A 13244-nucleotide genomic window follows, 5' to 3' on the forward strand; every position below is an offset into this window, starting at 1 on the left:
AAAGGTGAAACTGTACAGCATTTACTTCATAAAAGGACCCCAGGTGGGCTCCTTGATATTGCCAGCTTGCGTAGTCAAACGCTGTTTGACGCGGCCATCCACCGATACCACTGCCAGCGACTTGCGTCGTCCGGATTCGGTCGCGTACATGATATATTTCCCGTTGGGCGAAAAGCTCGGTGATTCGTCGTTGGCGGTGTCCGACAGACGCAGTTCCTGGCCACTAGCCAGGTCGAGCGCGTAGAGCTGGAAATTGCCGTCGCGACGGGAAATATAAGCAAGTGTCTTCCCGTCGGACGAGATCCGCGGGCTGATGTTGTAGGAGCCGCCAAACGTCACGCGCTTGGCTTCGCCACCGCTGGCCGACATACGGTAGATTTGTGGTCCGCCGCTGCGATCGCTGGTGAAGTAAATGCTTTGGCCATCGGCCGAGAATTGAGGTTCCGTATCGATGCCGCTGCTGGTGCTGGTGCGGCGCAAGCCGCTGCCGTCGGCATTGACGGTGTAGATCTGGGTATGGCCGTCGCGCGACAGGGCCACGGCCAGGCGCGAGCCGTCCGGGCTCCAGCTCGGCGCGGAATTGCTGCCTTTTTCATTCGACACGATGGTGCGCTGGCGCGTCACCAGGTTTTGCACGTAGACGATGGGCTTTTTCTTTTCAAACGACACATACGCGACCTTGGTGCCGTCCGGCGACCAGGCAGGCGAAATGATCGGCTCGTTCGAGCGCAGGGCGACCTGGATGCCTTCGCCATCGGCGTCGGCCACTTCCAGCCGGTATTCGCGGCCCGATTGCGTGACGTAGGCGATGCGCGTGGCGAACGCGCCTTTGACGCCCGTCAGCTTTTCATAGATATCGTCGGCGATCTTGTGCGCCAGCAAGCGGTTGAACTGCGGCGCGGCCGCATTGTTCATGCTGGAAATCTGCGCACCCTTGATGGTGTCGAACAGCTTGTAGCGCACGTCCAGGCGGCCATCGGCCATGCTTTGCACGGTGCCGGCCGCCAGCGCATCGGCGCCGCGCGACTTCCACTGCTCGTAGCTGACGGGCGCCGTTTCCGATACGGGCGCATCGGCATCGATCAGCTTGAACACGCCGCTGCGCGCCAGGTCGGCCTTGATAATGCCCGACAGCGATTGCGGCGCCGCCGATTCATTGACGAAGCTGGCGACAGCCACCGGAATCTGGTTGCTGCCGATCCCCGTAATCTCCACGCGCAGCTGCGCCTGGGCGCTTGACGCTCCCAGCACCAGGCTGGCGCAGAGCACGACATAGCTCATTTTTTTCATGGTCATCATTTAGGCAAATCCTTCATCTCGAATATGAGTTCAATCTCGCGTTCCACGGTGCCGTCTTTTTTCTTCGGCAGTGGCGACGATTTATTAATGGCGTTTTCCACCGAGCTGTCATACGCCGGCAGGCCGCTACTTTTAATCTTTCGGACCGAAATAATTTCCCCAGTTGGCAGTTGCTCGATCTTGAACACGGCGCGCGGGTTGCCCGGCACGTCCGTGCTACCGCTGTACGCGATATTGCTCTTGATCTTGCTCGTCAGGGCAGCGACATAGCCGCTGTCCTTGCGTGGCGCGGTCGATTTCTCGGCCGTGCCCGTCGTACCGGCGCCCGCCGCACCCGTGATGCGGCTCATTTCCGCAGCGCGTGCCTTGTCGGCGGCCTTTTTCTCTTCCGCCGCTTTTTTCGCCTTGGCAGCTTTTTCCGCCGCCGCTTTTTTATCGGACAGTTCTTTCTCGGCTTTTTCTTCCGCCGCTTTTTCTTTCTCTTTGGCCTGCTTGGCTTTCTCCAGCTTGTCGGCCTTTTCTTTTTCCAGCTTTTCAGCCTTGTCTTTTTCTTTCTGCTTCTGTTTTTCCAGTTCGCGCTTTTCTTCCTCGCGTTCCTTCTGTTCCTGCTTGCGGCGTTCTTCGGCTGCCGCTTTCTCTTTTTCTTCCTTCAGCTTGGCCTTTTTGCGTTCCAGAGCGATCTCCGCCTCGCGCAGGTCGACCTTCGGCTCGGGCGCGGCCACCGGCGGCGGTGGCGGCGGGGCCGGCTGTTCCACTTCCGGTTCCGGCGGCGGCGTTGGTGTCGGCTCCGGTTCCGTCGCCACTTCGGGCGGCGGCGCGGCCGTCTGCACTTTCATGTCCCACACTTCCGCTTCGACGGCGACAGGTTCCGTATTTTGCCAGTGTACGCCCACCCACAGGAAAAACAGCAGCCCAAGGTGCATCGCCAGCGCCAGGCCCAGCGAGGGCCAGCGGCTGCGTTCGCGCGGCACGCTGTAGGGCTTGCCGAGTACATGGTCGATTTGTTTGTTCTGCAAAGTCTAGTCTATCTAAAAACGGTCAAGTCTGGAAACAGGATGCTGCGCTTACTTGGTGGCCAGGCCAACGCGGGTAATGCCCATCTTTTTCGCTTCCGAAATGAGCTGGATCACATCGTCGTACTTGCTTTCCTTGTCGCCCGCGATCATTACGGGATAATCGGGATTGCTCTCGTGCAAACCGCGCAGCTTGCGCAGCAGGGCGTCGCGGTTCGGTTCCGTTTCCGGCGACAGCTGCTCCTTGCCGATGACGCCGATCGACAGCGAACCATTCGGTTTCAGCACGATCTGAATATAGTCATCGGGCGGTTTCGCCGACTTTTCCGCGTTGGGCAAGTTCACCACGCTGGGATTGTTCGACGACGGCATCACCATGAAAATGATCAGCAGCACCAGCATCACGTCGATGTACGGCACGACGTTGATCTCGGACTTGAACTTGCGGCCACGGCCGCCGCGCATGCCGCCGCTATTGAATGAGGAACCCATGGACGCTGCTCCCTCTTAGCGCGACTGGCGCTGCAAGATGTTGGAGAATTCCTCGACGAAGCTCTCGAAGCGGATCGCCAGGCGGTCGATGTCATGCGAAAAACGGTTGTAGGCGACGACGGCGGGAATCGCGGCGAACAGGCCGATGGCCGTGGCGATCAGCGCTTCGGCAATGCCGGGCGCGACGGCGGCCAGGGTGGCTTGCTGCACGTTGGCCAGGCCGCGGAAGGCGTTCATGATGCCCCAGACGGTGCCGAGCAAGCCGATATACGGCGAGACGGAGCCGACGGAAGCGAGGAAAGCCAGGTGCGATTCGAGCACGTCCATTTCACGCTGGAAGGCAGCGCGCATGGCGCGGCGTGCACCGTCGAGCACGGCACCGACGTCCAGCGCGTCGCGCGAACCGTAGGAAGCCTTGCCCTTGATGAATTCGCCCATGCCTGCATCAAAAATGCGGGCCAGCGCGCCGCTCTGGTCGCGGTTGCCGCTGGCGTTCTGGTGCAGCGCATGCAGGTTGCCGCCGGCCCAGAAGCTGCGTTCGAATTCGATGGTTTGCTTGCGCGCTTGGCGCACGGCAAACATCTTGCGGAAAATGTAGGTCCAGCTGGTCAGGGAAATCAGCAGCAGCAGTGCCATGATCAGTTGCACGATCAGGTGGGCATTGGAGATGAGCGCGAGGAAAGAAAGATCTTGTGTAACGTTCATTGGCTGGCAGTCTGTTGGGTGAATTATCCGGAGGTGGCGGGTGGGGTTCAGGCGGCGCGCATGCGGGCCGCTACCGCATCGGGCACGGCGCGCGGGCGCAGTGCCGAATCGACGCAGCCGATCTTGACGCGTGCCGTGTTGAGCAGGCTGTCGCCGCACCAGGCTTGTTGCAGGAAAACGATGGAGGCGCGCCCCATTTTCTCTATGCTTAATGTCAATCTTACCGTGTCATCGAGCCTGGCTGGCGCATGATAGTCGGCGTTAACGCTTTTGACAACGAACATCGCGTCATGCTGCTCCAGCAATTCCTGCTGGCCCACGTCGATGGCGCGCAGCCATTCGGTGCGCGCTCGCTCGAAGAATTTCAGGTAGTTAGCGTAATAGACGATGCCGCCGGCGTCGGTGTCTTCATAGTAGACACGTACGTTCCAGGTAAAGACTGAAGGCATGTTTATTGCGCCAGTAGTGAGATTGAGCAACATTTTACGCGATTTTTCTTCTTGTGACTGTGGGCGCTTGCTGGAAAGCCATGCAAAAGCTGCATATAAGTTGCACCGCAGCATTGTAAATCGGCGTGCTGCAATGGCAAGCTTCGTAACATACGCTTACAAGCCTGAGCCAGGTTTAAGTCCAGCTTAAGACYCCAGGCCTGCGGTGCGCGCGCGGCGATTATAGCCGCACGGTTGCATTCCTTGCTCAATTTCGGCACTTAACTTACAATTTGCATTCCATTACGTCTCACGTGACTGGCGAAAAGTCGGGCGATCTCCATGGATGGTGATCGGCAAACCGGCGAAAGGTGGGCACCCACCGGGAAACGTGAGATTTTTCATCAGCCGTTCGCCTGGGTAGCCACTATGGAAAAGCACGAAGAGGCTGCCTGTCCAATGTTGTTATTCACTTAACGCCGGCTCCCCTCATTCGATCCAATCTGCCAGTACAAGCACCCTCATACTTGGAGTTTTTACATGTTTGCAAAAGATCACACCCTCGCCAACGTCGATCCTGAATTGTTCGCCGTCATTCAAAAAGAGAACACGCGCCAGCACGATCACATCGAACTGATCGCGTCGGAAAACTACACGTCGCCAGCCGTAATGGAAGCGCAAGGCTCGCAGCTGACGAACAAGTACGCCGAAGGTTATCCAGGCAAGCGCTACTACGGTGGCTGCGAATACGTCGATGTGGCCGAGCAACTGGCCATCGATCGTGTGAAACAGCTGTTCGGCGCCGAATGCGCGAACGTGCAGCCGAACTCCGGCTCGCAAGCGAACCAGGGCGTGTTCTTTGCCATGTTGAAACCAGGCGACCTGATCATGGGTATGTCGCTGGCCGAAGGCGGCCATCTGACCCACGGCATGCCGCTGAACATGTCCGGAAAATGGTTTGACGTCGTGTCCTACGGTTTGACGGCGGAAGAAGACATCGACTACGAGGCAATGGAGCGCCTGGCGCGCGAACGCAAGCCGAAGCTGATCATCGCCGGCGCGTCCGCATTCTCGAAAAAGATCGACTTCGAACGCTTCAGCAAGATCGCCAAGGAAGTTGGCGCCTACTTCATGGTCGACATGGCCCACTACGCCGGCCTGATCGCCGCCGGCCTGTACCCGAACCCGGTGCCGTTCGCCGACTTCGTCACCTCGACCACGCACAAATCGCTGCGCGGCCCGCGCGGCGGCATCATCCTGATGAAGGCCGAACACGAAAAAGCCATCAACTCGGCCATCTTCCCTGGCATCCAGGGCGGCCCGCTGATGCACGTGATCGCCGGCAAGGCCGTCGCCTTCAAGGAAGCGCTGAGCCCTGAATTCGTCGAATACCAGAAGCAAGTGATCAAGAACGCCGACGTGCTGGCGAAAACGCTGATCAAGCGCGGCCTGCGCATCGTGTCCGGCGGTACCGAATCGCACGTCATGCTGGTCGACCTGCGCGCCAAGAACCTGACGGGCAAGGAAGCCGAAGCCATCCTCGGTTCCGCGCACATCACCTGCAACAAGAACGGCATCCCGAACGACCCGCAAAAACCATTCGTCACCTCGGGCATCCGCCTGGGCAGCCCGGCGATGACGACGCGCGGTTTCAAGGAAGCGCAAGCGGAAGAAGTGGGCAACCTGATCGCCGACGTGCTGGACAATCCGCATGACGCCGCCACCATCGAGCGCGTGAAAGCGGCCGTGAAAGTACTGGCCGACGCGCACCCTGTGTACGCCGCATAATAATTTGTCCAGAATGTGTCATACGGAGTAAGATTCTGTATGACACATTCCTTCGTGCCCAAGGGCGCCCGGAGTGATTCGGGCGCCCTTTGTACAAGGGCGGCGATTTCCCGTAATTATTACTATAAAGTTGTAGCCAGCCCATGAAATGTCCATTTTGCCAGCACGGCGACACCCAGGTTCTCGATACGCGCGTATCGGAGGAAGGGGATGCCATTCGGCGCCGCCGCCGCTGCGGCAAATGCGACAAGCGTTTTACCACGTACGAACGGATTGAACTTATCATGCCGGCCGTCGTCAAAAAGAATGGCAGCCGGACGGAGTTCGCTGCGGATAAGTTGCGCGGCAGTCTGATGCTGGCCTTGCGCAAGCGTCCCGTTGCGGCCGCCTCTGTGGATACGGCCATCGCCTCCATCCAGGAAAAGCTGCTGACCAGCGGCTTGCGCGAAGTCGATTCCGGCTATATCGGCGAACTCGTCATGCAAGAATTGAAGCGCCTCGACAAGATCGCCTACATCCGCTTCGCTTCCGTCTACAAGAATTTCGAAGACCTGGCCGAATTCCAGGATGCGATCGCCGAAGTGGGGCAGGCGCGCAAGCCTTGACCTTCGGCTTCTCGTTCACCTACGTCAAGGTTCGCCTGGCTAAGCGGCCTGTAATCACCACCGCTGTGTTCCCCTGGCAAGCGGCCTGATCAATCCCACCGCTGTTCTTCCCATCTTATTGCCGTGTTGTTTGCGCCAGCGCAGACCCGGCTTTTTGCGCGCGCCTATCTTGTAGCTGGGCCGCCTGTTCCTGCGACTCTTTCTGCGGAAGGGAATAGCGCATGCGCAATAGCGGTCGCACTATGTTTCCTGCCGGTGGCAGCAGCCTCGTCGAGGTGCTCGTGTCGTTGCTGCTGTTGGCGCTGGGTCTGCTGGGCGCCAGCATCCTGCAACTGCACTCCCTGCGCGCGCGCCATGAGTCGGCGCTGTTGTCGGCGGGCGTGCAACTGGCTGCAGGTATGGCAGAACGCATGCGCGCGAACAGCGTGCTCATGAATGGCCCCGATACGGGCAATCCCTACCTGAACGTGGCCTACGCGGCGGCGGACGACGCCGAAGCGGGCGGCGTTGCGCCCGACTGCTTCGGCGCCACTGTCTGCAGCGCGGCCGACCTGGCGCAATTCGACATCGCCGAATGGAAGCAGCGGCTGCATGCGGCCTTGCCCGGCGCGCGCCTGCATATCTGCCGCGACACTTCCGCATGGGATGCCGCCGCCCAGGGCTTGCAGTGGACGTGCAGCGGCGGCAAGGGCGCGCCCATCGTCATCAAGCTGGGCTGGCGCGGCCGCCTGCCCGATGGCTCGCCCGCCGTGAATGCGGCAGGCGAGTCGCTGCCCAGGCTGGCATTCCAGCTGGGCGGAGGCGGTGCATGAGCGAGGTCCTGTATCGGCATCGCGGCATGAGCTTGGTCGAATTGCTGGTGGCCCTGTCGCTGGGTGCGCTGCTGATGCTGGCCGCCAGTAGCGTATTGCTGGCGGCCAGCGGCAGTTATGGCGACCAGTCCGCCAGTGCGCGGCTCGATGACAACGGCCGTTATGCGCTCGACACCATCGCCCGCGCCGTGCGCCAGACGGCGTACGTGAACTGGGACAGCAGCGCCGCGCCCGTCGCCCATGCCGATGACGACAGCGCGAATGTGGCCGGGCTCGATGCGCGCAGCCTGGGCAAGAACAGCGAGGGCATCAGCGGGGCGTTGCCCGGCGCCCTGCATGGCAGTGACGTGCTGGCCCTGCGCTATTACGGCGCCGGCAAGGGAGAGGGTGGTGACGGCTCCGTGCTCAATTGCGCGGGCTTCGGCGTGGGTGCCGCGCAAACGGAGGCGCAGCGGGGCTGGAGCATTTTCTATGTGGCACAAGGTGCCGATGGCGAGGGCGAGTTGCGCTGCAAATACCGTGGCGAGAACGGCTGGGGCGCGGACGCCATCATTCGCGGCGTCGACGGTTTTCAGGTGCTGTATGGCCTGGACACGGATACGCCGCCCGACGGCGTGGCGAACCGCTATGTCAACGCCAGCGCGTTCGAGGCCTACGATGCGGCGCTGGTGCTGGAGGGGGCGGATGCGGCCGCGCGCCAGCGCGATCTGCACCGGCGCACGCACTGGAAGCGCGTGGCCAGTGTGCGCGTGGCCCTGTTGCTGCATGGCGAGGCGGGCCAGGCGGACAAGATGATGGCATTGGGGCCGGCGCAGTTCGACCTGTTCGGCAAGGCGTATGCCGAGGCGCACGGCGCCGGCGACACGGGCGTGCGCATCGCGCGCGCCTCCTTGCCCGCCGCGACGCGCTCGCGGCTGCGGCAACTGGTGCAGACGAGCATCATGCTGCGCAACGGGCCGGCCTAGGCGGGCAGCGCGATGGCTTGCACGGGCATCCGCCGTTGCGAACCGTGGTGCCCAACTTGCGTACGCCACGGTGGCGCCACCCTCGTGTATGTGCTGTGCCTGCTGGTGATCATCTTGTTGCTGGGCATATCGGCGGCGCAGATGGCCTTGCAGGGCGAAAAGGCGGCACGCGGCGAGCGCGACCGGCAGATCGCGTTTCAGGCGGCGGAGGAGGCATTGGTGGATGCGCAGAACGATATCGAAGGTTTACCTGGTGCGCCCGGACGCAGCAGCCTCTTCGGGCCAGGCAGTGCGGCAGGGTTTGCGGACGGTTGCGGCGAAGGAGGCGCACTGGGCCTGTGCCTGCCCGCAGCGCCGGACGCGCCGGCCCTCTGGCTAAGTACGGATCTCGATGGTGCCGACGCTGGCAGCCGCGCGGTGCCGTATGGCCAGTTTACGGGCGCCGTCATGCAGACGGGGCAGGGTTTTCTGCCGTCGCGCCGACCCCGCTACCTGATCGAACTGCTGCCGTTTCACCCGCCCGGCGCGCAGGCCACGGCAGCGGCCGGCGGCCTGGCCACGGAAAGCTATGTGTACCGCATCACGGCCATCGGTTTTGGGGCGCAGGAAAGCACGCAAGTCGTGCTGCAAAGTTATTACCGCAAGCAGGCGGTGGGAGCGGGGCCATGAGGGCTTGGATATCTGGCCGGCTGCTGGTCGGCTCGATTTGCCTGGCTTGCGGCGCCGCCATCGCGGCCGCTCCTCCCGTGGTGCTGGCGCGGGCCGACGCGGGTTTGTACGGCGCCAGGGTGCCGCCGAATCTGCTGCTCAACCTGTCCCTCACGCATGCTGCCGCCGCTGCCGCGCATGGCGGCGACTATGCGCCGCAGCGCGAATACGCAGGGTACTTCCATGCGCGCATGTGCTACAGCTATCCGTACCGCAGCAAGGATGGCGCCATGCTGCCGGACTTGCGCGTAGCGACCGCTTACTTCTCCGTGCTGAAACCGGCCGATGCCTTGCACGGCTGCGGCGGCGACAGTTTCAGTGGCAACTTTCTCAACTGGGCCAGCGCCAGCATGCTCGACATCGTGCGTTATGCCTTGACGGGCGGCGACCGCGTCATCGACGAAGTGCGCAAGACGGTGCTGCAGCGCGCCTATTTGCCCGACGCGGACAGTCCCATCGACTTCTTTGCCCACCCCGTCTTTTTCCCGCGCAAGATACTGCAGACAGGCGTGGCGGCCGCGACGCCGTTTGCGCTGGCGCAACTGGCCATCGTTTCCTGCCGTAATCGCCTGCTGTTCGGCGACGCCAGCTTGCCCCCGGGCGGCAGTTGCGATGCGCCCGGCACTGCAGCCACGCACGGCGTGTTCCTCGCGCGCGTGCGCGTTTGCGATGCCGATGAAGGGCCGGTGCGCGACGACTTGTGCCTCGCGTATGGCAAGAACTACAAGCCGGTGGGCGCCGTGCAGCGCCATGGCGGCAGGGTACGCGTGGGCGTGTTTGGCCATTTGAACGGCGTGTCCGGCAACGCCGGCCCCGTGTATGGCGGCGTGCTGCGCGTGCCGCTGGCCCATGTGGGCAGGCAGCGCTGGGCGGCGCCCGACTTTATGCCGCAAGACAATGCCGACGCCGAGTGGAATCCCGCCAACGGCGTGTATGCGGCTCAATCTACGTCCAAAGCTGCAGGCTCTGGCGGCGGGGTGACCGCTTACATCAATGGCCTCGGCCGCGGCAATGCCGGGTATCCGGGCGCGTACGCGAAGGCGGCGCCGCTGGCTGAATTGCTGTACGAATCACTGCGCTACCTGCAGGGGCGGCAGGCAAGCCCTGTCGTGCCACCCGCCACGGCCCCGCCTGCCATCGACGACGGTTTTCCGGTCGTAACGCCATGGAGCGACCCGCAAACGGCCAGTTGCCAGCGCCAGGCCGTCGTCAGTCTCGGCGACGCGGGCATGGCCGGTGACCGTTACGTGCCCGGCAATGTTCCTGTGGCTCCCGCATCCAACGGCGACCGCGCACGCGCTGCCGATGGCTTCGCGCTGCCGCCTTTCGATGCGATGGTGTGGACGCATGCGGTGGGCAGCCTGGAAAGCGGTGGCGCGCAGGGCAATCCCGCGCCACGGCCGGACTTGGCGGCACTGGAATTGCTGGCCGACGGGGTGGGCGGCGCCAGCTACCACGCGGCGGGGCTGGCTTATTGGTCGCACGTGCAAGCCTTGCGTCCTGGCGGCAAGAACGACGGCGTTGCCAAGGTCGAGCACTACGCGGGCGACTTGCGCCAGGGCGATCCGGCCGGCGTGCCCGCCACCACACCACTGCTACTGGCGGCCAAATATGGCGGCTTTCTCGATGCGAATGGCGACGCCAACCCGTTCAAGAGCGCGACGGGCAGCGCGCTGGACGAGTGGAGCCTGGATGGCCGCTGGCCCGCCCATTATTTGTCCGGCAGCGATCCGGCCTCCCTGATCGCGGGACTGCGCGCGGCCTTTGTAGCCGCCGACAAGGCTACCTTGCCGGCGACGCTCGCGGGGCCAGCCCTGATGGCGCTGGCCAGCGTGACGGAAGAGGCATACTGGTTCCAGACGCAGCTGCGCCTGGCCGATGGCGGCATGACCGTGTCACGCTCTGCGTTTGCCGTGGGCGCAGATGGCGCACTGCTTCCCGGCAAGCCATGGTGGCGCGCCGGCGGCCAGGATAAGCCCGTGCCGGATGGAGCGCCCGCGGCCTTGCGTCCCGTCTATACGCTCGACGCCAAGGGTGCTCTGATGCCGCTGGCCTGGAAGGGGCTCGACGCGGAACAGCGCGGCGCATTCGACGGCGGCGATGGACGGGGAGAAGCGCGCCTGGCGTATCTGCTTGGTCAGCGCGGGAGCGAGGTGGGCCAGCCGAGTGGCTTCCTGCGGCGCCGCTCAGGCAGCCTGGGTACCGCGCCGCATGGCAATCTGCTGTACGTGGGCGCGCCGGGGCTGGGCATGCCGGGCGCCAGCTATGGCGTGCACCGCAAGGCGCTGCTGCAGCGGCGCAAAATGCTGTACCTGGGCGCCAACGATGGCTTGCTGCATGCGTTCGATGCGCGTACGGGCAGCGAATTGTTTGCCTATCTGCCGCAAGCGCTGCTGCGCGCTGCGCCAGCCGCTGCGAGCACTCACTACAGCCCTGGCCCGCTGCTTGACGGCGCGGCGGCCACGGCGGAAGTAATGGCGCTCGGACATTGGAAGACGGTGCTGGTGTCGGGCATGGGCGGCGGGGCGCAAGGCGTGTTTGCGCTCGACATTACCGACCCGGCCCGCTTCGCGCAAGACGGGGCGCTGGGGGAGTTTACGGACCACGACGACAGGCTGATGGGCAACGTGCGTGCGCCGCCCGCTTTCGCCCGCATCAACATGGGCGGCAAGGAGGGTGCGCCGGCCTACCGCGATTTTGCTGTCGTCGCCAGCGGCTATAACAACCATGTCAATGACGGCAAGGACACGACGGCGCCCGCATCGGCCGCCGCCATCTTCTTGCTGGCGCTGGACAAGGCGCCCGGCACACCATGGACGTTGGGAAGTAATTACTTCCGGCTCAAGGTGCCTGTTGCCATCGGTGGCGGTGATGGTGGCCATGGCAGCGAGGCGGATACGGGCGCCAATGCCGTCCTCCACGCGCTGGGTCCGCCTTCCGTGGTGCCGGGCAGCGACGGTGCGCTGGCCTTCCTGTATGCGGGCGATTTGCAGGGCAATATCTGGCGCTTCGACTTGGCTGGCGGGCCGCCATGGAAAGAGGGGCAGGGACGCAAGCTCGTTTTTGTCGCGCGCGATGCGCAGGGCCGGCGCCAGCCCGTGACGCAGCAGCTGAATGTGGCGTATGCGCCCGGTGGCGGCTATCTGCTGCTGTTCGGCACGGGCAAGCTGGTCGAGGCGGCCGATACCTGGCCCGCCGCCTTCCTGCCGCAGTCGTTTTACGCCGTGCACGACGATGTGCGGAAGTCGTCCTCCACGCACAGCCGGGCCGACCTGGAGCAGCGCAGCCTGAGCGAAGCGGCAGGCGGCGTGCGCGTCGATGGCGCCGAACTGCGCTATACGGGCAGCGATGCCATGCGCGGCTGGTACTTCGATTTTCTCGATACCGCGCAGACGGGCGAACGCAGCATCAACAGTGCCGTGCTGGCCGCCGGCAAGGTGCTGTTCAATACCGTCCTGCCGGGGCGCGACCCTTGCGCCAGGCCGGCCACCCGCCTGTACGTGCTCGACGTGCTGAGCGGCTTTGCGGCCGATGGCGACGGGGTCGTGCAGGCGGGCGCGCAGACAGGGCGCTTGTACGATGGCCTGGCGCGCGCGCCGCCGCTGGCGCTGGAACTGAACAGCACGGTGGGCGCCGCGACGGCGGCAGGGCGGGCCGAGGGACGCAAGGAACTGGCCGTGCTGCAGCCTGGCTTGCCCGGCGCGGCCAGCGCGGCGGTGCTCAAGGTCGTCAGCGCGCCGTTGCCGGCCCGGCGCCTCAGTTGGCGCGAAGTGGCGAACTGGCGCGAATTGCACGAGGCGGCCAAGAAAAAATAGGCCCGGCAAGGCGGAGGCACGGTATCGGCTGGCGCTTTTTTGGGAAGAAGGAAGATCGCATGGGGACGCTGGCAAGGCAGAACCGGGCCGCTGCAAACGGTGGTGCTCTTGCTGCCGCCCCGGGCTTCAGCCTGATCGAACTGCTGTCCGCGCTGGCGATCATGAGCTTGCTGCTGGCGCTGGCCGTGCCCGCTTATCAAGGCCATCTCGTGCGCGCCAAGCGGGTGCAGGGGCAGGCGGCCCTGCTGCGGCTGATGCAACAGCAGGAGCGCTATTACTCGCAGAACAATCACTATCTGGCATTTTCCTCGGCGTCGCCGGCTTCGCAGGCGCAGCAATTCCCGTGGTGGTCGGGCGACGGGGGCGCGGCCGGCAGCGCATATGAAATCGAGGCGCTGGCCTGTCCGGGCCTGGCGATCGGGCAATGCGTGCTGTTGCGCGCCATGCCGGGCACGTCCAAGGTTGATGCGCAATTCCAGGATGCCGATTGCGGTGTCCTGTCCTTGAGCAGCACGGGCCAGCGCGGCAGCAGCGGCCCGGCCAGCCGTTGCTGGCCTTAAGCCATGGCCACGCGCAAGCGGCCACCGAGGAGCAGGCACAAATTCGGGCGTACC

Annotated in this window: 12 protein-coding genes and 1 riboswitch; of the genes, 7 read left to right on the top strand and 5 right to left on the bottom strand. The window is 63.8% G+C overall.

Annotation, left to right across the window (positions count from 1 at the left end):
* Positions 1–21: 21 nt before the first annotated feature.
* Genes tolB through ybgC form a run of 5 tightly spaced genes read right to left on the bottom strand, consistent with a single transcriptional unit; the run spans position 22 to position 3958 of the window.
* Positions 22–1290, bottom strand: a complete 1269-nt coding sequence (gene tolB / locus AC4BCN_RS09300; RefSeq protein ID WP_034759574.1) for a Tol-Pal system beta propeller repeat protein TolB — start codon at positions 1288–1290, stop codon at positions 22–24.
* A 5-nt stretch (positions 1291–1295) separates the two neighbouring features.
* Entirely contained in the window at positions 1296–2315 is a 1020-nt protein-coding gene (tolA, locus tag AC4BCN_RS09305) for a cell envelope integrity protein TolA (protein WP_139090864.1), read from the bottom strand.
* 48 nt (positions 2316–2363) lie between these two features.
* Positions 2364–2804: an ExbD/TolR family protein gene (locus AC4BCN_RS09310; protein ID WP_223278896.1), complete on the bottom strand. Its 441-nt coding sequence runs from the start codon at positions 2802–2804 to the stop codon at positions 2364–2366.
* A gap of 15 nt (positions 2805–2819) precedes the next feature.
* Positions 2820–3509 (bottom strand): protein TolQ, encoded by a 690-nt coding sequence (tolQ, locus tag AC4BCN_RS09315; RefSeq protein ID WP_128140080.1) that lies wholly within the window; start codon positions 3507–3509, stop codon positions 2820–2822.
* A gap of 47 nt (positions 3510–3556) precedes the next feature.
* Positions 3557–3958, bottom strand: coding sequence for a tol-pal system-associated acyl-CoA thioesterase (gene ybgC / locus AC4BCN_RS09320; RefSeq protein ID WP_230519454.1), 402 nt, complete (start codon positions 3956–3958; stop codon positions 3557–3559).
* 283 nt (positions 3959–4241) lie between these two features.
* A riboswitch (ZMP/ZTP riboswitch) is annotated at positions 4242–4366 on the top strand.
* A 111-nt stretch (positions 4367–4477) separates the two neighbouring features.
* Between ybgC and glyA the strand changes: the two genes are divergently transcribed.
* The 7 genes from glyA (at position 4478) to AC4BCN_RS09355 (ending at position 13190) form a co-directional block, all read left to right on the top strand.
* A complete protein-coding gene (gene glyA / locus AC4BCN_RS09325) occupies positions 4478–5725 on the top strand; it encodes a serine hydroxymethyltransferase (RefSeq protein WP_034759173.1) in 1248 nt (415 codons plus the stop codon).
* A 143-nt stretch (positions 5726–5868) separates the two neighbouring features.
* Positions 5869–6330 (top strand): transcriptional regulator NrdR, encoded by a 462-nt coding sequence (gene nrdR, locus AC4BCN_RS09330; protein ID WP_034759169.1) that lies wholly within the window; start codon positions 5869–5871, stop codon positions 6328–6330.
* Positions 6331–6551: 221 nt separating this feature from the next.
* On the top strand, positions 6552–7142 hold the full coding sequence (gene pilV, locus AC4BCN_RS09335; RefSeq protein ID WP_490493134.1) for a type IV pilus modification protein PilV: 591 nt from the start codon (positions 6552–6554) through the stop codon (positions 7140–7142).
* Positions 7139–8107, top strand: a complete 969-nt coding sequence (locus AC4BCN_RS09340; protein WP_490493135.1) for a PilW family protein — start codon at positions 7139–7141, stop codon at positions 8105–8107. Before pilV ends, AC4BCN_RS09340 begins: the two co-directional genes overlap by 4 nt.
* A 12-nt stretch (positions 8108–8119) precedes the next feature.
* Complete coding sequence (locus tag AC4BCN_RS09345; RefSeq protein WP_490493136.1) at positions 8120–8776, top strand: pilus assembly PilX family protein; 657 nt, start codon at positions 8120–8122, stop codon at positions 8774–8776.
* Complete coding sequence (locus AC4BCN_RS09350; protein ID WP_490493137.1) at positions 8773–12630, top strand: pilus assembly protein; 3858 nt, start codon at positions 8773–8775, stop codon at positions 12628–12630. The genes AC4BCN_RS09345 and AC4BCN_RS09350 overlap by 4 nt, the downstream gene beginning before the upstream one ends.
* 59 nt (positions 12631–12689) lie before the next feature.
* Positions 12690–13190: a type IV pilin protein gene (locus AC4BCN_RS09355; RefSeq protein ID WP_490493138.1), complete on the top strand. Its 501-nt coding sequence runs from the start codon at positions 12690–12692 to the stop codon at positions 13188–13190.
* The last annotated feature ends 54 nt before the right edge of the window (positions 13191–13244 follow it).

The organism is Janthinobacterium sp. Bl 1 (genome assembly GCF_058215535.1).

Bases quoted from the DNA above. Each gene is read 5' to 3' on its own strand.
- tolB (WP_034759574.1), bottom strand. From the start codon at position 1,290: ATGAAAAAAATGAGCTATGTCGTGCTCTGCGCCAGCCTGGTGCTGGGA.
- AC4BCN_RS09310 (WP_223278896.1), bottom strand. From the start codon at position 2,804: ATGGGTTCCTCATTCAATAGCGGCGGCATGCGCGGCGGCCGTGGCCGC.
- tolQ (WP_128140080.1), bottom strand. From the start codon at position 3,509: ATGAACGTTACACAAGATCTTTCTTTCCTCGCGCTCATCTCCAATGCC.
- ybgC (WP_230519454.1), bottom strand. From the start codon at position 3,958: ATGCCTTCAGTCTTTACCTGGAACGTACGTGTCTACTATGAAGACACC.
- glyA (WP_034759173.1), top strand. From the start codon at position 4,478: ATGTTTGCAAAAGATCACACCCTCGCCAACGTCGATCCTGAATTGTTC.
- nrdR (WP_034759169.1), top strand. From the start codon at position 5,869: ATGAAATGTCCATTTTGCCAGCACGGCGACACCCAGGTTCTCGATACG.
- pilV (WP_490493134.1), top strand. From the start codon at position 6,552: ATGCGCAATAGCGGTCGCACTATGTTTCCTGCCGGTGGCAGCAGCCTC.
- AC4BCN_RS09340 (WP_490493135.1), top strand. From the start codon at position 7,139: ATGAGCGAGGTCCTGTATCGGCATCGCGGCATGAGCTTGGTCGAATTG.
- AC4BCN_RS09345 (WP_490493136.1), top strand. From the start codon at position 8,120: ATGGCTTGCACGGGCATCCGCCGTTGCGAACCGTGGTGCCCAACTTGC.
- AC4BCN_RS09350 (WP_490493137.1), top strand. From the start codon at position 8,773: ATGAGGGCTTGGATATCTGGCCGGCTGCTGGTCGGCTCGATTTGCCTG.
- AC4BCN_RS09355 (WP_490493138.1), top strand. From the start codon at position 12,690: ATGGGGACGCTGGCAAGGCAGAACCGGGCCGCTGCAAACGGTGGTGCT.